General features: G+C 35.6%; 14 protein-coding genes. 3 read left to right on the top strand and 11 right to left on the bottom strand.

Features of this window, described 5'->3' with window-relative positions; all coding sequences use genetic code 11:
- Positions 1–124: 124 nt before the first annotated feature.
- From DRF59_RS05845 to DRF59_RS05795, 11 genes are all read right to left on the bottom strand, one after another.
- Positions 125–790, bottom strand: a complete 666-nt coding sequence (locus tag DRF59_RS05845) for a hypothetical protein (RefSeq protein ID WP_115957745.1) — start codon at positions 788–790, stop codon at positions 125–127.
- A 5-nt stretch (positions 791–795) separates the two neighbouring features.
- Positions 796–3,843 (bottom strand): hypothetical protein, encoded by a 3,048-nt coding sequence (locus DRF59_RS05840; protein WP_115957743.1) that lies wholly within the window; start codon positions 3,841–3,843, stop codon positions 796–798.
- The gene (locus DRF59_RS05835) at positions 3,818–6,010 is read right to left on the bottom strand and encodes a hypothetical protein (RefSeq protein ID WP_115957741.1); all 2,193 of its coding nucleotides are present in this window, start codon (positions 6,008–6,010) and stop codon (positions 3,818–3,820) included. Before DRF59_RS05835 ends, DRF59_RS05840 begins: the two co-directional genes overlap by 26 nt.
- 317 nt (positions 6,011–6,327) lie before the next feature.
- Positions 6,328–6,834 carry a M15 family metallopeptidase gene (locus DRF59_RS05830; protein ID WP_115957739.1) on the bottom strand — a complete coding sequence of 169 codons (507 nt, stop codon included), beginning with the start codon at positions 6,832–6,834 and terminating at the stop codon, positions 6,328–6,330.
- Positions 6,835–7,171: 337 nt separating this feature from the next.
- Complete coding sequence (locus tag DRF59_RS05825; protein WP_115957737.1) at positions 7,172–8,629, bottom strand: hypothetical protein; 1,458 nt, start codon at positions 8,627–8,629, stop codon at positions 7,172–7,174.
- A gap of 87 nt (positions 8,630–8,716) precedes the next feature.
- The gene (locus DRF59_RS05820; RefSeq protein WP_115957735.1) at positions 8,717–9,478 is read right to left on the bottom strand and encodes a LytR/AlgR family response regulator transcription factor; all 762 of its coding nucleotides are present in this window, start codon (positions 9,476–9,478) and stop codon (positions 8,717–8,719) included.
- Positions 9,479–9,551: 73 nt separating this feature from the next.
- Positions 9,552–10,871, bottom strand: a complete 1,320-nt coding sequence (locus tag DRF59_RS05815; RefSeq protein WP_115958169.1) for a RagB/SusD family nutrient uptake outer membrane protein — start codon at positions 10,869–10,871, stop codon at positions 9,552–9,554.
- A 10-nt stretch (positions 10,872–10,881) separates the two neighbouring features.
- On the bottom strand, positions 10,882–14,217 hold the full coding sequence (locus DRF59_RS05810) for a SusC/RagA family TonB-linked outer membrane protein (RefSeq protein WP_115957733.1): 3,336 nt from the start codon (positions 14,215–14,217) through the stop codon (positions 10,882–10,884).
- A gap of 6 nt (positions 14,218–14,223) precedes the next feature.
- Complete coding sequence (locus DRF59_RS05805) at positions 14,224–16,806, bottom strand: zinc-dependent metalloprotease (protein ID WP_185144904.1); 2,583 nt, start codon at positions 16,804–16,806, stop codon at positions 14,224–14,226.
- Between the two features lie 110 nt (positions 16,807–16,916).
- Positions 16,917–18,500, bottom strand: coding sequence for a histidine kinase (locus tag DRF59_RS05800; RefSeq protein WP_115957729.1), 1,584 nt, complete (start codon positions 18,498–18,500; stop codon positions 16,917–16,919).
- 164 nt (positions 18,501–18,664) lie between these two features.
- Positions 18,665–19,618, bottom strand: a complete 954-nt coding sequence (locus DRF59_RS05795) for an alpha/beta hydrolase (protein ID WP_115957727.1) — start codon at positions 19,616–19,618, stop codon at positions 18,665–18,667.
- A gap of 142 nt (positions 19,619–19,760) precedes the next feature.
- On the opposite strand from DRF59_RS05795, the gene DRF59_RS05790 reads away from it, so the two are divergent.
- From DRF59_RS05790 to DRF59_RS05780, 3 genes are all read left to right on the top strand, one after another.
- Positions 19,761–20,129 carry a winged helix-turn-helix transcriptional regulator gene (locus DRF59_RS05790; protein ID WP_115957725.1) on the top strand — a complete coding sequence of 123 codons (369 nt, stop codon included), beginning with the start codon at positions 19,761–19,763 and terminating at the stop codon, positions 20,127–20,129.
- A gap of 299 nt (positions 20,130–20,428) precedes the next feature.
- On the top strand, positions 20,429–21,604 hold the full coding sequence (locus DRF59_RS05785) for a thioredoxin family protein (RefSeq protein WP_115957723.1): 1,176 nt from the start codon (positions 20,429–20,431) through the stop codon (positions 21,602–21,604).
- 8 nt (positions 21,605–21,612) lie between these two features.
- Complete coding sequence (locus DRF59_RS05780) at positions 21,613–22,245, top strand: DUF3575 domain-containing protein (RefSeq protein ID WP_115957721.1); 633 nt, start codon at positions 21,613–21,615, stop codon at positions 22,243–22,245.
- Position 22,246: the final 1 nt, after the last annotated feature.

The following is a 22,246-nucleotide window of genomic DNA, read 5'->3' as shown; positions in this document are numbered from 1 at the left end:
GTAGGGTTTACTTAATTTCCCGTGGTGTTAGAATGTTTCAAACGTTAATTTATATTAGAAACCTATAAAATTATCATAGTTATAGCCTAGAGATATATTATTGCTAGTTGACTTTAGAACTTTTCTATATAATCAAAGAGGTTGGAAGTAATGGTTGTAAGGCATGATAATATGGGTGCTTATTCCAAAAGTCTAAGCCCATTAGCTCAATAAATCCATCAACATTTTTTGTATGAATTTCGCCGGTTGTTTCATTTAAATCTTTAATATAAGTAACAAACTGATTAATATTTTCGTTAAATTCATATGTAAACATTAACTCTAAATCAGCTAAACCATTTACAGCATCTTCTGATGATGCATAATAATACTTTATTGGTAATGGAAACTTTTTTATTTCATCAGTTTGAATATCAAAATATACTTTTAAAATCAATCTATTTTGAGTATCAAATACAACTTTACTTTTTGCAATAAGTACACCTGTATTTGAATAGTTTTCAAAATCCCACATTTTAAAGTTAAAAGCAGTTTGCAAATTTGAGTAAATACCAAGACGATAATCATTTACTTCATTAGTATACTGCTGGATAATACCAGATTTGTTTTCACCGGAATCAAGGTAATATTCAAAAAACTTATAACGTTGATCTCCTCTTTTTAATTTAATTGTTTCTACTTTTTTAAGAAGACCAGTCTGGTCATCAGTAGTATGAATAGCATATTCTTTTAGTAAACCCACCTGCTGTTCACTAATCAATTTACCATTGAGATTTTTATATTGTATCATTTATATTAATATTTAAAAGTTATTTCTGGTGAATTATCGTATTTCCCTCCTTTTTTAATAATAGCAAAATTAATATTATCTTCTGCAAAATTAGTATAAGGGGCTGCTGCTTTTCGTATTTTTTTAACAAAGTCAGAATTACCAACAGGAATATGTTTAAAAATTTCGTCATATTGTAACTTCCCATAGGTATTCTTGTTATTAATTCTGTCTATTAAAATTTTAACCTCTCTTTCATCTAAAATTACATCATGAATAACCATTTTTAATTCTTCAACAAAAGCGTCATAATCATCTGCATCCAATCGAAGTCCAAGATCTATATCATCAGGTTGCCTTGGTTTTACCATTCCGACAGGAGGCTCAGGATCCAATGTTTTCCATGTTCTACAAGCAGATCCTTTAACTACACATTCTAAACTATCAATATGTTGTGACAATTCTCCGGGTAAATCCAATAAATTTGTTTTAAACTGATCTCTTACTTTATTACAGAATGATTTGTATTGAAGCATATTACTAAATCCGGCGGAAAATCCTCGTTTCAAAATTTCATTTACATGAAACTTAGTCTGAATAATTAATTGATCTGTACTTATGAATTTTTTGGGAGGAGTTTTTTTATTAGCAATAAAGATGAGCTCTTCAATAACTTTATCTGTAAGACCTAACTCATCTTTACAAAGTTTTATATAATCATTTAAAAAAGTATTTGTATAACTAATGTCCAGAGTCCAGGCCCCCTTATCTTCAAAAAGTTTTTTAATTCTTCTTATAAGAATACCGATCATTTCTGGAGTAACTCCTATAATAGAAGAGCCAAGTATTGCACTTGAAGTTTGCTGTATCACACTATCAGATGCGTTTGGATGCAGCTGTTTTAATCTATTTTCAACATTTTGACGTATTGTATTAGCATCCGTTCCTCCTGCTATTTTTGTAATTCTTCTAGCTGAATTTCTTAATGCTAAAGTTGTTAATGTATCAACAGATGAAACCGATAATGTAGCTAACTGTAACATCATGATAAAGTTTTTTACACTTTTACAGAACTCATCGTTAGCATTACATTCTACAAAATTTGCTAAAAATCCTAGAACTCCAGAAGTAAACTCTACACCTCCTAAAACAATTCTTAACCCTGCTTTGCTAACTAGCTGAACTTCATTTACACCTAGTGCAGCCCACCTTAAGTGTCTTAATTTAGTTAAATTCCCTATTCCGGAAAAAGTAAGCACTCCATCCACAGCATACCCAATTGCAGTTTCAGCATCACTTTTATCCCCTAAATCATCGATCATTTTCAACATAAAAATAGGGATCAGGGAATTTATGGTTAAATTTCCATTACCAATTTCTATTTTATCTCCATAAATAGTTACTAAAGGTACAGCAGAATCAATATTATTATTGATTAAACTTATGGGCTGAAAAATATCATATGTTCCATATAACTGACTCGTCTCCGAATATTTGGATAAGTAAGATTCAGTTTCTATCCAAGGTAATTTATTTTGAGTGGCTTGTATTTTACTTCCTTTAAAATCAAAAGTAAAATTGTCAAAAAATATACCTATCCTTTTTTCTGATTCATAAGGCATTGAGATTGGGGCAGCCAGAGGATATTTAATTGTATAAAAATGTTCTGTATCTCCTACATGAGCATAAGGCCAGCCTGTATGTACCCCTATAGAAACCTGATAAGCTGTTTCATAACTATAATTATATAATGTATTAGGGGTTGGTTGAATAGAGTCTTCGACAAAAAAACCATTTGCAGCTGGCTTACTCTTTTCTGGATTTAAAGATTTTATGTAAAAAGCATTAGTCTTCAGAGTGCCATCTTCGTTGTATGGATTAAACTTACTAAACTGCCATAAAGAGTATATAGCCTGTACAAATGCACTTTTTGTATTTGTTGGTTTAAAATTTGTTTTTGCAATCCAGTTCGTTAATTGGATAACACCCTTCTTCATATTCCAGCTGGTACTCATCCTATCATAGATATATTGATACAATGTCACTTGATCTTTACCTATAACATTCTCTGACTTTATTAACCCCTCTAGGAATTCATCTATTCTATTAATAGTATTTGCATCAAAAGAGCCGGCTATCCGTACAATTAAATTCTCTACAGTTTCTTTTTCAAAATACTCACTCATTTCTTCAGTTGCTGTCTTGAGAATTTCAATCTTTATTTTAGATGTTAGTGTAGTGAGAGCTTTTACACTCATAAATAGAGTTAAATAAAAGAGCTTTCTATTTTGAGAAACCGATTGAATTTTTTTCTTATTCCTAAAACCAGTTACATAAAAATTAAGAACTTCTAAATAAAAATCATGTACAATATTCACTATTTCAGTTTCAGATAAACCGGTTGTATTTGTAAAAGGATTAGACCAAAAGTTTTTTTGTTCAGTAATAAGAGCTAAGTACGCTGATTCACTAAATAGTGGCAGTATAGAATTATTTATATGATGTATACAATATGCTGAATATATCAAATATCTTGCTACTTCACCCTTTTTTTCACTTGAAACAATATCAATCAAAAACTTACTGTTGTTATAAAAACTAGTTGCATTTGGCTGTGGATTATATGGCTTTTCCACACCTGTAACATTAGCCGGAATATAGATTTTTTCTGAAAATGGAATTAAATATTGATCAGAGTTCCATACGTATTGGTATTCCTCATTTATATTATAATTTACCATATCATTGGCAACCTTGTGCTTTTGAACAATAATTGTATCTCCTTTTTTTATATGTTCAAAGAATGCATTCTCAAATTTTCTGACCTCTTCAATCTTTATTTGATCTGCCCAATACCTTAGCCAATCATCTAAAGAATAATAGCCTGCATCAACACTATTTTTATCATCTTGTTTAAAATCCGACTTAATAAAATGATAGTATTCTAAATTATTTTTCGTGAAACCAATTAAATATCCTCCAATAGTATATAGAGGGTCTGCCAAATTATTGATTCTTACTACAATGGCATTTCCTTTGCCATCATAATTACCGTATAAAATTGCTGCTGTCATTGATAAAAAAACTTGGAGTTAATTCTTGAGTATTGATTATTTTAGGATTCCATTTAGCATACTCCTCACTAGTAAAAACTAAATTATCAACAGTCGTTATATATATTTTATGAGAAGGGTTGACCAACAATATTTCACCAATTTGATTTTCGCCTATTACAGATAACGAATACATTTTATAAGAAACTTTCTCTGGTGCAATTTGAGTATTACTTCCGTTTAACTTCTCTTCATTCAAATAAAACTTAGGATTATTAAGATAATATTGATTTATAAGGTTGAGAATCTGTAAATTTTCATCTTTTGTAATTCCCAATATTTTTTTACTTGCTATGGTTCCATGTTCAGAATCTAGTGATAGACCCGTTACTGTATTATCCATTAAATTTGTAAAGGCTACAGTTTTAAAGTAATATGGTTTTTCCGGCTGGTAAAAATTATTTCTTTTATTACTATAACTCACAGACCCACTATTACTGTTATCCAAATAAGCACTTCTCCTTTCAAAAAAAGAGCCTCCACTTTGGCGTACGTTATTTAAAAGTGTTTCATAAGTAATTCTATTTAATGTATCTGTTTCACTTTTAACAATTTGGTCTTCTGTCTTTTTTGTAGTAACCGTTGCAATATCTTTTCCTCCTGTTTCATTCTCAAAATTTATTAATAATAAATTTTGATCAATCACATAATGAAGTTCATTAACCGACTGTTTTTGAATAATTGGGCTTACATCAATCAGTCCAAAAATATCATCAACATCTTTTAGATATATAGGGTCAGAAGAACTTAATACTGGAATTGTATTAACAATTTCCAATGCTCTTCCTTCATAAATCAGCTGTACAAACGAAGCAACTGTTTTACCGGCACTTGTCCTGTTTAAGCTGAAAGCAATAGGTTTCGTGAAATTGGTATCAATTCCGTCACCTGCTTCCTGCAACAGGTTTTTCCCTCTGATAAAATAGTCCTCATTCGCTGTATCCGCATGTAAAATGCCTTGTTTCACATACAGGGCAGCTGCATCGTTATTATCGGTGGTTAACTGAACTACAAGTGATGGATATGCAGCAAATTCTTTCACCGGCCAGGCCTGTTCAAACTGCATTAAAGAAAGGTTGTTGGCAGCCTGTCCGATTTTAATGTTTCCTGTATTTCCTTCCAGATTCTGATTTCCGTAGAAATTATAAGATCTCTGCCTACTTCCCTGAATATACAGGTAGGTGGTCTCAGCTGTTACAAAACCAGAGATCTGGCCGGCAATCTGTTCTACCGTTTGCAGAACAGAATTATCACTCATATGAATCTTTCCTTTTCCCTGAGTATGCAGTCCATAAAAAGCCGCAACATCAAGAAACTGGGTTGCTGTTTCCCTGATCAGCTTCTTTTCAAAAGCTGTAGTTCCTGCAGTCTGATCTAAAACGTGATCAGCATAACGGGCAAAATTTAAATTCAGCCTAAATGGGTTGGGATCATTTGCTACGGTATAATCTCCCTCGTTCAATACAATATCGATCCCTACGGTTCCTGTGGCATTTCCAAGGTGGGTTCCTCTCGGAATCATTGGCAGTTCAAATGCTTTTGCAGGCTCGGTTTCCGTGGTTGTTCCTCCACTCGTTTGAGTTCTTGATACCTTAAGGAAATAATCATCAATAAGGGTATCTCCGGGTTGCGGATTGGTTGCTCCCGGATATCCGATATATTGTGCTGTAAATGTTGGTACCGTAACTCCCAGCATATTATACAGGGATTTAAATTCTTTTCTGATCAGATCTACAAATCCTGTTACTGTGGTCCCATCATTGATGATATCGCCAGCTCCGAAGAAGTCTGATTTATTCAGTCCTCTATACACAATATATTTGATCGCTAGTCCTTTAACCGGCTGATTAAAAGGCTTAAGGATCGCATTTACTTTAGTGGAATCATTTCCACAAGGTTGTAAAAATACCTGTCCCTGGCAAATGGTATATACTTTGCCGGTAAAGCTTACCTTGGAGGTGGTCCTGAATACAGTCCCGCTGGCTCCAAATTTTCCGGCAGAATCCTGCGAAAAAGTCACTCCCTTCTCCAGAAAGAAGAAAGACTCCGGCATAAGATCCGGCCGTACATTAAGCCCTTTGCTGTCGGGAGCTGTTGGTAAAGTTCCCGATGGAATGTTTTGTGGCATTTTTGTGATTTTTTGGTGTTAATAAAAGATAAGACGGAGATAATAAACCTGAACATATTCTGAATCATTAAGGTCAATTAAGGCTTTAAGAATAATAAGCCCGATTATTTTTAAGAAGCATATTCTTAAAATGTGTAATGATTTTTCTTCATATATCTTAGCAGCTTCAATAGCTCTTATTCAGCGTTTTTTCAGATTCATGTTATGTACAATAAGAATAAGAAAAGGTTTATTTTTTCCGGTAAAGACAAAACCCTTCCTGTACAACCATTTTCATTGATTGTATTATTTAATCTTCACAGTAAATAATCCCGGGATTATTTGGTGAAAACTACATATCCATCTTTATCTTTCGGTAAATTCTGTAAGTTTCTCCAGGTAGCTTTGATTTTTCGTTCCCCTTTCCAGATGAATCTTCTTTCAAAATGCGGCAGGTCTTTAAAGGTTTTCCAGTTTCCGCCCCAGTCCCAGCCATGTCTGGCAAAGATCTTTACACATTCATACCAGTCGGCTACTCCGTCATTATCCCAGTCTCCGGCAGTGTCCCAGCTTGCCACTTTTCCATCGATAATCAGGCATATATCTACCGCTAATCCATAATTGTGAATGCTTTGTCCGGCTTTGGCATTGGTAACTTTCTTTCCGGCTTTTGTTCTTCCCTGCGCATACAGTGCATCCTGTTCTTTAAAGGTCCTTAGCCCTTGGGTAATCCTTACCTTGGCTCTCCCGGTAAGGGCTTCGTCACACTCCCTGACAATTTGTGTGATCTCTTCCCTTACCAAAGGATGAAGTTTTTTTATTCTGTTTTCACTTGGTTTATCCATGATTGATTAATATTTTGTGATTGGGTGTTTGATTCTAGAGCAAAGCTATTTCAGCGGAACGTCAAATCTTGACGTATTAATAATTATTATAAGAAAAATATACAATCTCCTGATATCCTGGCTGGTAGTTTGTAATCATCAGATATCATACCGAAATAACCTGTTGCATCATAATATAATAATAATTTGGTCTTATATTCTGTAGCAAAGATATCGGAGCAGAACGTCAAAACTTGACGTGTAATAATTTTTTATAAAAATAAATATAGTTTTTTGCAAAAATAATCCGGCAACAGTACAGTGACTGCTGCCGGATCAGTTATTTCAATCATCAGATTTACTTCCTGCATTTACTGTATTCAGAAATAATGTGAATCAGATTTTCTTTATTTTTCAGATCAAGACCTTTATTTTTCAACTGATCTGATAATGTTTTACACTCTTTAAGATAGTCGGCCAGTTTCCCAGAAAGTATATCATTGGACCGGTAATCAAGCATCTGTCCTTTCGGCTCAAAGTCTGTTTTAATGACATATTTCTGAAGCTCAACAGGATCCTGAAGCAGCATAATTTTGTTCTCTCTGGCAACCAACTTGTAGAAATAAGAATTATTACCATGCAGGCTTCCGTAATTCTGCATTTTCTTTATGAATTCTCCTTTTACGTCCAATCCATAATAACATTCTTCAGTCCCATTTGGAAAGATGCAGAAGTGTATGCCTGAATCGGCGTCATACGTTTTAATAGCCATACTGTTCATTCCCGGTAATTGTTTTTTTAAAGTTACCCGCTGTCCAAAGAAATCGGCACCTCCTTCGGGAAGCTTCTGACCGGTTCTTTCTGTATCCAGCATCTCAAACCAGATGGTAATTGTTCCTTCCGTTTTTTTTCCTGACTTCTCCACTACATATCCTGGCACATCATATAAATTAATACTGCGGTTAATGGCATCAACTACTTTAGACTGTTGCATCTCCTGGTTCGTATAATATGCCTGATGTTCCAGGGTATATCCATGAATAAAAAGATGAGCTATAAACTCATTGACAAATGCATAATCTGACTGGGCATAAGGCCGTGTTGCTGTAAAAATAAATTCATTGTGATCAAAAGTTCTTACTGCATATGTTTTCATCCCCTGGGTCTGATACATTGATGCTATTTTGATTCCATCCAGATCACTTACTTCAAGACACGGATTCTGACTGCTGAAACCAGTACAATGATATCCTATGGCATATCCTATTATTCTTGCAGGATAGTTTCCGTTATTGATCAGAATTTCACCATTAGACCCTAATCTTGGATTGTAAATGCGTCTTATATCTTCAAGCTGGCTCTTTCTTTCATTATCTTCTGCAATACTGTTGTTTTTCGCTGTAAGGTATTGATCTGTTAAATTCTCTCTCGGGGTATCAAAGAAGCTTTCCACCTCAGTCTTGTTAAAACCATTTTCATTGAAAAGATGATACTTTACTGCTAATTGATGGGCAACAATCCTGTCCGGTTTAAAAGAGGTAATTAAAACTTCATAAGGAATCCGGGTTGTTTTTCCACTGGCGGATTTCATATCCAGATAATAAAGAAGCTGATCTTTTGCTAAAGCTACTCCTTTGAGATCTGCATCAAAAACTTTTTCATTTGTTAACGTATAGAATTCAAAATGATCCCTGTATGGAGATTTCATTATTCCGATTTCTTTCTCATTGAATAAAATTTTGTCTTTTTTAAGCTGAATCTTTTGTGAAAAAAGCATCCCCGAAAACAACAAGGCAGCCAGCAGATATATTTTCATGGTTCTGGATTATCAATTAATAGGCGCAGGAAAAATACAAAAAAATAACAGATCTGTTTTATGATCTGAATCTATAAGAAACGGCAATCAGCTGTTCAGCCAGCTCAGGCATTCTGTAATCTGCCTTTTACTGATAAAAACTCCGGTATTCACCTCAGGTTCCGGGAAAAGTTTTAGCTCTACCTTCTGACTTGAATGTTTAATGATTTCTGAAATTGCCTTTTTATTGATGATGAATTTGCGGTTCACTTTGAAGAAAACATCCGGATTTAATTTCTGAATAATATCCTTAATCGTATCATCATAAATATAGGTCTGATGATCCTTAGTGGTGAGAAAAAGATATTTTCCCGAGGCAAAAAAATAAGCGGTATCCTCTTCGTTTATAGATTTAAGTTTATTTCCCTCCCTTACCATAAACCGTTTCATTACTTCTTCACCTGACTGCTGTAATGAAGATATGGATTTCAGGAGAGGTTCAGCATCAAAATTATTTTTTATAGAAACAAACTTCTGTAGTGCCTTATGTAAATCTTCCTCTTCAAAAGGTTTCAGGAGATAATCAATAGTAAAATGCCTGAATACTCTTATCGCGTATTCATCAAATGCTGTAATGAAGATAATCGGGGTAAAAAGTTCTGCATGCTCGAAAATTTCAAGACTCATACCATCCCCGAGATGAATATCCATAAAGAGCAGATCTGCTGAGTCTTTTTCGAAAAAATCTATTGCCTGTTTTTTTGAACGAAGGATAACGACCTCTGTAACAGGAACAATACTTTGTTTATCCAAGAGATTTTTCAGATAATTAACAGCCAGCAATTCGTCTTCTATAATGGCAATTTTCATAACATTGCAAAAGTACAAAAAAACCGCTAAAACAATCAAGTTCAAGCGGTTTCAAAGGGTGTTAATATGAATGTTATAAATTAGGATTATTCTTCTTCGCACTCATTGGATATTCAATAGTATATCTTACGTCATTCTGTTGAAGAATATATTCCTGTCCGTTAATAGTATGTATAATTTTTTTCTGACTTGCTCTTCGTAGATCAAACCAGCGCTGCCCTTCCAAAGCAAATTCCCGGAATCTTTCATCCAGCAGATAGCTCATAAATTCTGAAACACCCATCTGAAGTATTCCGTTCTGAACCATCACATAACCTTCATTAGTATATCTGTTTTTTAAAACCTTAAGAAGGGTCTCTTTTGCTTCAGTGAGTCTGTTCAGTTTCAATAAGGCTTCAGATTTTATAAAATAAAGTTCTGCTGTCCTGAAAGATATTCTGAAATCCGAGCTTCCTCCCTTAATTATTTTATACTTACTGCCGTTCTTTTCAAAGTAAAGTCCGAATCTTTTGTCTGTACTATTGTTGTATTTTGAAATCAATTCATCAGATGCAAAGGATAGATTTTGTACAGAACTGTTAAAAGCATTATCCAAAGCCAGAACAGATTCTGTAGAAGCATAATGATTGGGAGCAGTAGTGGCCGTATTTAAATTACTTAAATCTCCTTTGATCGCCAATGCCTGTTCTGAGTAGTGTAAAGCCTTGTTCCATTCTCCCTGGTAAAGTGCTGTCCTTGCCTGAAGCGCCAATAATGACACTTTGGAAAATCTGTAATTGATACCGGCTGACTGCTTCTGTTCTACCATAAACTCTTCTGCTTTTGCCATATCTGCATGCACCTGGTTATACACCTCCTGTACAGAAGAAGGCTTCAACACCTGCTCAAGATCTATATCCAGGGTTACAGGAACTCCTCTATCGGTAGCCGCTGTAGCACTGTTATAGGATTTCCCGTATAGATTGACCATATCAAAATAGGTATAAGCCCTCAATGCATAAGCTTCAGCAAGGATCTGTCTTTTTTCAGGAGATTCCTGCATTGTTTTACTTCCTTCATTGATAATCTGGTTCAGATAAAATACTACTGAATAAAAGCTCACCCACGGAAATTCGGTTGTTGCCTGATCGGTATTTGAATCTTTCCACATGGCTATTTCACGATAGGAAATAAAGTCGCTTGTATTTTCATCAATACTTACTTCATCTGTACGAAGAGCTGATAAAGATCTGTGAGAAGGATATTTTGAATACGCCGATGTAAGCACTTTCCTGTAATCCTCAACAGTAGTAGGAATTACTTTTCCTTCAGGTTGAATATCTAAAAATCTGTCACATCCGATACTGGTAAAACTGAGTACTGCTAATGCGATAAATGTTGTTATTTTTCTCATTTTTTCAAGTTTAAAAAGATACATTAAATCCTACGGTAATTGACTTGGTAATAGGCTGTGCATAAATGTTTCCATACGTTTCCGGATCGAAATATCCTTTATATCCATTACTGAATACAAACAGGTTACGCCCTTCGATACTTAATCTGAGTGCACTGATTCCCATAGGGCTGGTAAACTCTTTAGGAAGTGTATACCCTAACCGGATGCTGCTGATCCTTACATAGCTGATTTCTTTTGCCCATATATCAAGCAAACTGTAAGCATTGGAACGATTATCGGAAAACCATTTGTTCGCCATCCATCCCGGATTGGATTCCATATCAGGACTTGTAATTCCCGGAAGTGTAGTTCCTGCTTCAAAGATATCTCTTGTATAATTTCTTCCTCTGTCCAGCTCCATTCCCCGGTAGGAAGGTGTTTTCATCACTGTCTGCTTTAAATTGAACGTTGCAGAAACAGTCAGATCAAAATTATGAACCTTAAAAGTATTGATAATACCTCCGGTAAATTTCGGATCCCGGTCACCAATATAAGTAAACAACCCTCTCAGTTCTGCATTGGAAAGTTTGGTGTCTACCAGCTGTCCTGGAAGAAAATCTGCATATACGTCATACAACTTGAAAAAATCTTCCGCTTTTACCTTTTCATTACCTTTCCAAAACATCGGATTTCCGTTTTCATCCATCCCTGCAGTTTTTAAAGCAAAAACAGCATTCACAGGCAGTCCTTCCCTTGAAGGAAGCAGCGCATTATCACGAGGCTGTTCGCTGAGGACCCTGCTCTTATTGTGTGCAAAGTTGATCGTAGTTGACCATTTGAAATTTTCTTTATCAATATTTCTGGTAGATAATGCCAATTCAAACCCTTTATTAGTAAGACTTCCCCAATTCATCATGGTATATTCAAACCCTGTTTCCAGCGGAGTTTCTTTCATGCTGATCATATCCGTTCCTTTTCTGCTGTAAACATCGGCAGTAAGGTTTATACGATTCCGGAATAAACCAAGGTCAACACCAAGGTTCACATTAGTGGTCTTTTCCCATCGAAGTTTATCATTTGGAGGACTGATTACGTTAATAATGCCTTCTTTTATGCCGGGAAGAATGGTGGCATCACTGTATTCCCCTATAAAAAACGGTGAGGTATTTCGGTCTATATTCCCCTGCAGACCATATGAAGCTCTCAACCTAAGATTGGAAACAGCCGAAAGATCCTTCATAAAATTCTCCTTCGTTACTAACCATGAACCTGAGACAGCCCATATCGGTAAGTACTTGTATTTTTTGTTCACTCCAAATAAATTGGTACCGTCATATCTCACACTCCCAAAGAAGGTATATTTCTGATCATAGGTATAAGAAGCCGTCGCAAACATTGAAGCATAAGCATTTTCAACAGGAGGCATTTCACGATAGGTCTCGTATTTTCTTTCTGCAGCAAAACTTGAGCTTGGGAAAACAATGGCAGTAGCTCTCCTTGTGGCAGGATCATAACCAAATGCTCTCGTAATTGTAGTATTGTCCTCCGTTTTACGGATTTCCGTACCAGCCATTACATCAATTTCATGAACTGAATTGATTTTTGTGCTATAAGTTCCCTGTAGTTTCCAGTTATATTGGAAAAAGTCATTGTCCCAGTTTTGCTTTACAGCACCATCAGGAAGAAAGTAACGGTATGCCCCATCTTTATAGTAGCGGGTTCCTTCTCTCATTTTTCTCGTAAAATAGGTATCCTGGGCGGCGTATTTCTCAGTCTTGTTGCTGTCATACTGAATACCCAGCTGTGAAGTAAACCTTAAATTTTTCGATACTTTATATTCTAAATCAAGTATCGCTTTCAAAGAGTTATTTTTTAGATTGTAACTTGTATTTGCTCTTTCTTCCAGGAAATTGAATGGAATATATCTGTTTTCAAATCCATCAATATCCTGATCATATCTATAGCTTCCGTCTGCGTTATAAGGAGTAAGATAAGGATTGGCATTTCTTGAATAATTCACAGGACTGATATTGGCATCAGCATCTGTAATGAATGACTCACGTTCACTTTGTGTACCGAAAATAGAGATTCCAGCATTTAACTTATCGCTTATTTTATAATTATTTTTTAATGTCAGGTTATATCGCTTAAAACCTGTACCGATAGTTGTTCCTTCTTCATCATAATATCCTAAAGAGAAATAATAGTCAGAACGGTCACTCCCCCCTGAAAGGCTTACCCCATATTGCTTGTTAATGGCATTTCTGTAGAGTAATTTTCCCCAATCCGTATTGCTATTTCTTAATGCATTGATCTGCTGGCGTGTCAGAAGGTTTATCCCATCCAGGCCTCCGGTTCGGAATGCATCAAGTTGTCCGTTTTTAGTCAGGATCCTCATTACTTCTCCCTTATCGGCACGATAGGTTAAATCAGTACGCCTGGCGAGCATGAGTTCAAGGTCAACTTTTTCAGAAGCATTCAGAAGATTAAGGCGGTCAAAATCCGGGCGGGCGGTTACAAAAGTATCTGCTGAAAAATTCAGTTTCATACTTCCTTTTTTTCCTTTCTTTGTGGTGATCGAAATCACCCCGTTTGCTGCCCGTGCTCCATAAATTGCCGTTGCAGCAGCATCCTTTAAAATGGTAATATCTTCAATATCATTAGGGTTCAGTCCTGCGATGGAAAAGTTCTGAAGCTGATCAATATTGTCTTTATCTGTAAAATTAGGGACATCATTTCCTTCCAGTGGAAGTCCGTCAATCACCCATAGTGGATCCTGAGGGCCGGAAAGAGAAGCTGTTCCCCTGATTCTGATTTTTGCCGGACTTCCCGGCGCACCTGTTTCAGGCGTTACAGCAACCCCTGCAATCTGTCCTGACAGCATCTGATCAATACTTGCTACCCCAGCCTGGCTGATATTATCCATCTTCACTGATGCAACTGCTGAGGTTTGTTTACGCTTTTCTATCTTCTGATATCCGGTAATGATAACCTCCTGTATTTTATTTTTATCCGAGACTTCTGAGACAGGGGTCAGCGTTACATTGTAATTGGTCTGATCTTCATCAATCTGGATCAGCCTTGATTCATAACCAAGATAACTGACCAATACGGATTTTGTATCCGCAGGAATTTCCAAAACGAATTTCCCGTTTTTATCGGTCACAGTTCCTATAGAAACACTTTCAATAATCCCTTTCTGATTCGTTTTTGCAGAAACAGACTGGGTTTCAATTTTTATGGATGCTCCTGCTATTATTTGTGAGGTACTGCCATCCTGGACTTTACCTGTAATGGTTTTCTTTTGTTGGGCTAACGCTATATTAGCAGCCAAAAGAGGTAAAAGTATTAGAGTTTTTTTCATAGCTGATTATTTGTTTAAAGCCTCTTCAATACGAATAATTAAATCTGTGTAATGTGCTCTGGAAGCATCATCTCCTTTATATCTTGTCCTGTTCAGCAGATCCAGTACTTTTTGTAGTTCCGCTCTTTTATAAGTAGTTACTTCAGATACCCTTTTCATAGATGAGTAATTAATATTTCTCAGGTTGCGCTCTTCTTCGTGGAAATTACAGATCATTGGCATATTCAGATCAGCATCCGCTTTTAATCCTTTTACTGCTGTTTTCTCAAATAATTTATTGACGGAAACAATCAAAGCATCTACATAATTCTTCTGGGTCATCTTTTCAAGAATCGTCAGGCTTCCTTTTTTGCTGAAAATGGCACTTCTCACCTGATCAAATAAATTTTCCACGGTATAGACTTCCTCTTTCGAGCCTGAAACCTGATGTTTTAATTCATTTTCAAGCAATCTCAGTAATCTGTCATCCATAAACAAAGAGTAGATGTTAGCATACTGCATTCCTCTCGCCAGGGTATATGGAGTCTGTTCAAAGGGACCCATTGGTGAATTTTTAACAGGATATGTTTTGTCTGTGATCGGATTGAAGAATAACCATTCCGGAAGATTGATTGCATTTTTAATTAGATAATCAACCGCTCTTCTCTGGATCTCTGCAGGAACTGCCTCGTATGCTTTTTTCTTATTGCCAAAAACGGTATTGTTCAGATAAATCCCACCTACATTCGCCATCACATGACCTGTATATAAATCCCATTGTCCTATTGCTCCCAAATACAATTTTCCCGCATCCGTATAGCCTTTACCATCATCGTAAGTCCATTTTAAAAGATTATCGACTACAATCTTCAGATTTTTCATGCCATACTCACTGGCCTTCATCGCATCATCACCTAAATCTTCCGATTGCGAACGCGGGTCAATTGTTTCTAAATAATTTTGCTGTTCACCATAAAAATACAATGGATCGTCTTCATGCTTTTCAATCAGGTTTCTCAACGATTTTTTCTCAGCGAATTCGTCCGGATACCAACGGTACCCCCATTCAATAGCATATTTATCATAGATTCCTATTTTCGGAGTGATCGCAGTAACTCCGTCTTCAGGCTGGGCTACATAGTTATATCGTGCATAATCCATAATGGAAGGTGCGGTTCCTCCCATTTTATCAGTAAATTCCTTTGAACGGAGAGACTCTACAGGAAAAGCAAAAGATGCCCCCATATTGTGTTTTAATCCAAAGGTATGTCCTACTTCATGAGATGAAACGAACCGGATGGCTTCCCCCATCAGTTCATCACTGAATTTATTTCCTCTGGCATTGGGATCAATAGGTCCTGTCTGAATCCTCATCCAGTCGTGAAGGGAAGTCATTACATTATGCCACCAGATGATATCGGCCTCAATAATTTCACCACTTCTGGGGTCTACGACCGATGGACCCATCGCATTGGATTTAGGAGAGGCTGCATATGTAATCACCGAATAACGTACATCATCAATATCAAAATCTTCATCTTTTTCATCCGGCATTTTAGCGACTACCGCATTTTTAAACCCTGCCTGCTCAAAAGCTGCCTGCCAGTCATGAACACCTGCGATAATTTTTTCACGCCATTGTTTGGGCGTTGCAGGATCAATATAATAAACAATCGGTTTTTTAGGCTCTACCAGTTCTCCTTTTAAATACTTTTCTTTGTCTTCATCTTTAGGTTCCAGGTTCCATCTGGTAATGAAAAATTTCTCATCCATCTTTTGCTGGCGGTCATTAAACGTCCAGTGTTTCTCAGAAAAAAAACCAACTCTCGGATCAGCTACCCGGGGCTTCATAGGTGTTTTAGAGAGTAAAACAAGATTGGTGGTAACTCCAAGGGTTACCGGAAGATCAACTCCACCCTCATTTACAGATGTTGACAATTGGGATTTAACCACCAGGTTCCGGGGAAAAGTCTTCACTCCTTCAATATAGGAAAGACTTGATTTTACTGATCCCCCAAGGCCAACATTTGCCAGAACATCATTAAAACTTTTCTGATTACCATCAAACACTTTGTTTACTTTAATGGCAACTGCAGTAGAATCATTATTCTGAGCTTCGATATCAAAGACCTCAATTACAGATTCTGAGAAATTGTCTTTTACAGATTTAGTTATGGCGTCATTTTCAGGAGAAGAAACTTTAGCCACTGAAGTTTTAACCCATACTTTTTTTGCTACAGCATCACGGTGAAAAGAAATGATCTTATTTTCATAATTCATTCCTTTGTTTAAACCCGCTTCATTTACCTGCATAGGTACCTGAGAAAGTTTATTGACAACAAGAAACTGACGTCCCATTAAACTGTCAGGAATTTCAAAATAAATATCCGTTTTCACCTGAATCGTATTAAAAAGCCCTTTTTTATAGGTCCCTTTTTTAATCAGATCTTCAATTTTTTTTGTTTTTTTTGAAGAAACGTCCGTTTTATCAGTTTTTTCTTTAGCTGTTTTTACAGTATCTTTTTTCTGCGCCAGAACTGCCGGCGAAGCCATAGCAAGTCCTAAATACAGTGCCAGCCTGTAATTCTTCATTAAAATAGTCCGATTCATTCCAAATAGTAAATATCTTAGTTTCAGCCGGCAAAGCTATAGGTAAAGAAATAATATGAGCATCATTAGGGAGTGAAAGGTAATTATTTGGGAGTGAATGGATTTTTATTTTAATTCATTATCGGCAAAAAACATACGAAATATTCACCATCCACAGAAATATTAAGAGAATTAATCCTAAAATATTCATAAATTTGACTCAAATAATCAATCCCGAATTTTTCTCCCTGTACCGGCTCTTTCCTAAGTTGATAAGTATTCTTTACTACAATTCCGTTTTCTTCTACACTGATCATAATCTCTAAAGGCTGATCTACAGTTGCTATATTATGTTTTATAGCGTTCTCTGTGACAATCTGAAGCGATAGATAAGGGATTCGTTTTTCTAAACTCTCCTTGTTATTAATTATTAATTTAAAATTCAATTCCTCACCGAACCTGCTTTTCAAAAGTTCCATATACTGCTGTATAAAATTGATTTCCTGAGTTACGGGAACAATATTTTCTTTTGGGGGCACAATAAGATACCGGTAAATTTTGGAAAGGTTCATGGTAAACTTCTGTGCATTTTCTTTATTAATATCAATCAGCATATACAATGAATTCAGTGAATTGAAAAGAAAATGAGGATTGATATTATTTTTAAGCTGTTGAAGCTGGTTGATGACTTCTGCTTTATGCATCTTCTCATTCTCAATAAGCAGTAGATTTTTCTCCGCCTGCATTTTTTCTTTCTCCCGGTAGGCTATGCCGGCAGATCTTTGAAACAAAATAAATACAGTTACAATAAGAAATAATGCAGCCAGAAAGATATAGACGGTATATGTCTTTACCTTGTACACATTTTCATCAATGATAAAATTAATATGATTTACCACCGCGTATCCTTCAAAATTATCTGTCTGCAATGGTTTTATAAAACGTGTCACTTCTACTCCGAGATATTCAGAAATTGCAGTTCCTGCAGTATATCCTGATTTAGTCTGGGCAGACAGGGTATCCTTTGGTTTAATATCTGTAAACTCAAAAATACTCTTTCCAATATATTTTTTTTCAGGATGAGTTATACAAATCCCTTCTTTCGTGAAAACATATGCATATGTATTAGAACTTTTGTCAACATTAATGAAATATTGATGAAGGTCATCCAGGCTTACAGTAGAACCATAATACAGCACATTTTTATTGGGTAGAATCAGAGAATCATAACTTACCCAAAACAGACTGTCTTTATTAGTGACCAGAAGATCTTTGAAATGACCGGGTGCTCTATTCTTTAAAATAACCGGTCTTCCATTATCTTTTTTTTTGCTAAAAATATCCGACAACATCCTGCTGTTTGTCTCAGATTCTCCGGAAATATTATTATAATAATACCAGCTGTAGGGTAACTGATTGCGTTTCCTGTTCAGATCATTTAAAACCAGAGAATAATTTTTGTAATTCTTCAAGCCGTCCTTTAGAATCAATGCCCTTAAAAGATATTGGTCATCTTCGATATTCCTGAATTCCTTTTCAATTGATTCATATTTTCGAAAAAAAGTTCTTTTTGCAAACTCATCCGTATTCTTCCGGCTGTCACGGGTTATCAGAAAACTTAATACAGCAAATGCTGCCACTGCGATTAAACAGGCGCATAAAACAGCTATATAAACAGATTTTTGAGATAAGGGATGCTTAAAATTGATACTCAATTGTTCTAAAATTGTTATTTATCTGACAGATAAATTATTCGCCTGCAAAAATATAACAAAGATTTCAGGACTCTAAAGTGAATTAAAAATTTTAATCGAATCCTGAAAAACCATGTAAAATCAAAAACTGTCCTTAACAGAACGGTTTTATATTTGTCTTAACATCAAGTGTACTGATATCGGAACAGTCTTTTCATCAGAAATTCTTTGTAGTCGTCATTTACCGGAGATGTAAAAAGATCGAATACATGTACCGCTCCGGGAATTACCCATAATTCAGTTTTGACACCGGCCCGATATAAAAGTTGGGCAAGTTCTATACCCTCATCCCTTAACGGATCCAGTTCACAAGCTACAATTGTGGTTTGCGGCAATTTATAAAAATCGTCATAACAGGTCAGATCCGCATATTTTATGGTTTTATCCATATTATTTCTCCCGAGAAAATGCAACCATGCTGTATAGGCATATCCTTTGTTCCATAAAGGAGCATCTGTAAATTCTTCCATGGAAGATGTATTCAGCTTGTTATGAACAACAGGATATAGTAAGAACTGATGTTTTATATTTTTGATCTGGTGATCTGCAGCCATCTGGGTTACCGCAGCGGCCAAATGTCCGCCGGCACTGGCTCCAAATACAGTAATATTCTCAGAATTGATTCCTAATTGGGTATTTCCATAATTAATCACCCACTGTAAAGTATCAAAGCCATCCAAAACCGGAATAGGAAATTTATATTGAGGAGCAAGCCGGTAATCAACAGATATAATGGTTGCTTTCAGTTGATCAGCAATTTCAGCCATCTGATCGTCCACCTGTTCGGGCAGGCCAAAAACATATCCTCCACCGTGAAAATAAATCAAAACCCTGTCTCTGTCGAATCCTTCCGGCTGATAAATGTGTAACCGGATATTATATCCGTCTTGTGAGCTGTTTATCATCAGATCACTGACAGTAATGTGTTCAGGAACCTTGAAAGGGTTATTCTTGAAAAATTCCTTTTTTTCCTGTTGTATCAATTCGGGAGCATTCATAAATATATTTTCATCAATCTCTAATGACGGTGTCTGCGCTATACTTATCCTTAAATCTTTGTTAATTCTGTTTAAATCCATATTGTTTCCGGTATTTATTATAAAAGTCAAAAAAGCTTTTTCATAATTAATATGTTTCTTATATTTAATTGTAAATTTAAATGTTCTGCATAGTCATGAACAAGGGTACACAGGATTGTAAGGAACGAACAAAAATGTAAGTATGGGAATTAAGGAATCTTCTACCAATAATGAAAATAAAAAGAACATGGAACACAGCTGTTCGGAAATCTATGCTGTTAATCTGATCAGCGGCAGATGGATCCTCTCAATATGTTACCATCTGAAACAGGGAAAGATGAGGTTTTCTGAATTGAAAGATAAAATCCCTAATATTACTGAAAGGATGCTCACTCTTCAATTAAAAAAAATGGAACAGGAAGATCTGATTTCAAAAACTGTCTATGCAGAAGTGCCTCTCAAAGTAGAATATGAATTAACGGAAATAGCGAAAAAATTAATTCCCGTTTTAGATCAGTTGGAAACATGGGGTAAGGAACATAAAAATAAAAAGGACAACAGACCATCCTGATAAGGACGGCGTACAAAATCAGCCACGGCAAAATTATCTTTTTCAGGATCAGCAGTTTTGTAAAAAACACCGTTCTTTTTACAGTAAAAAATAAGACTGATATCAACTTATAATGTAGTTTCAGAATGTGACATTTATTATTTTAATCTAAAATTATCTTTCCCATATTTTTTAAAAGTATCCACAGCAGAACTGAACCACTCCAAGTCTTAAAATTAGTTAATATACACTATCAGGTGCCGGAATCAGCCTTGTATATTTTCAAAATTAATTATCTTCGCCTACAAATCTTATTTGAAATGAAAAAGATCATCTCCGGGATATCTATTTTTTGCTCTGTTATTATCTCTGCTCAAGAGGCTATTCAATTCCAGGAAATTCCTTTTAAAGACATTATTGCAAAGGCCAAAAAAGAAAAAAAACTGGTTTTTATTGATGCTTATGCTTCCTGGTGCGGCCCATGTAAACTGATGGAAAAAAATGTATTTACCCAAAAAAATGTTGGAGATTATTTCAATTCCAGCTTCATCAATGCAAGATTTGATATGGAAAAAGGAGAAGGGAAAGAAATTGCAGCTAAATATGGCGTTCGTTCCTATCCTACTTATCTGTTTTTAAATGGTGAAGGAGATCTTGTTTCACAAAACTCAGGATATATGGATGCCGGCATGTTTGTGGCCATGGCTCAGAATATTAACGCTCCCGGAAATTCAAAAGGGTCCCTGAAAGAACGTTTTGCCAACGGAGAAAAAGATCCTGAATTTCTGATCAACATTATGAAGCTTACTTCCGGCAGTGATTTTGACTTTGCTAAAAAAGCATCTGAAAGATATTTTGAAAATAAGAAAAAAACAGATGCACTTTCAAAAGATGAAATAGGCCTTCTGCTGTACTTTGTAAAGTCAACAGAAGATCCTAATTATAATATATTTACATCAAGAAAAGCCGAAATTATTAAGTTTCTTCCCGAAGAAACCTATAAAGAATTTGATGCTCAACTGAAACTAACCAAAATTGTAGAACAGTCCATTGATGAGAAAAACAAAAGAATCAATGATGACTTTTTTATGAAAACAGCTGAACCTCTTGTAGGAAAAGAAGCAGCAACTGCTAAGCTCAATCAGACCAAACTTAGTTATTATGAGCAAAATGCTAATTTTCCGGAATTTGAAAAAGCTGCATTAGATTATTATAAAAATGCTGATACATTTGAGCCTAATGAGCTTTTAAGAGCAGCATGGGTTTTCAGTGATCATGTAAAAACACCGGCATCATTAAAAAAAGCCACTGAATGGGCAGAAAAATCAGTAATGAGAGGCGAAACACCTGAAAACACCTATATTCTTGCGAAACTTTACTTTCTGACCGGAAATAAAGAAATGGCAAAAAACTATGCTGAAATGTCAAAGAATATGGCCATACAAACTAACAAAGATGCAAAACTGGCTACCGAATTATTAAATCAGATAAAATAATAACACAAATGAAATATAACTTATTGACAGGCCTTTTAATTCTTCTGGCTTCAGGAACAGAAATTATAAGTGCTCAGGAAACGGAACCAGTGCAGGATAAAAGTCTGTTTATAAAAGGGAATGCCCTGTTTGCTCCGATTGGTATACTGAATGTTGGCCTGGAAAAACAACTTAATTCCAGATACACCATTCAGGGAGATGTTTTTATTTCCCCATGGAAATCATTTGCCGGACATGAGCTTCAGTATTATTCTGCTTCTGCGGAAGGAAGATACTATTTTAAAGAAGCTTTTAAGCATTGGTATGTGGGAGCTAACCTGGCTTTTGCTGTTTACAATGTTCAAAAGTGGAATTACTGGAACGACAGTCTGCATATCAATGATAACGGTGACACTTATATTAATTCCAATCTTTATCAAAGAGGATTTTCCATCATGCTGGGAGTGACAGCCGGCTATCAGTTCCAATTGTCTGATCGCTGGAATCTTGACATTTATGGAACCGTAGGAACTTCGCAAGGTTTTTATAAAGGATATGACCGTACAACAGGAAAACGTTATGACCAGGCAAGCGGACTTAATAAAAGTGGAGAAATTATCCCTTACAGAGGGGGTATCATGATTTCTTACAAACTAAAATAAT

It is taken from the genome of Chryseobacterium flavum, from assembly GCF_003385595.1.
Lineage (GTDB): Bacteria > Bacteroidota > Bacteroidia > Flavobacteriales > Weeksellaceae > Chryseobacterium > Chryseobacterium flavum.
This window is presented reverse-complemented; position numbering and strand designations above follow the sequence as displayed.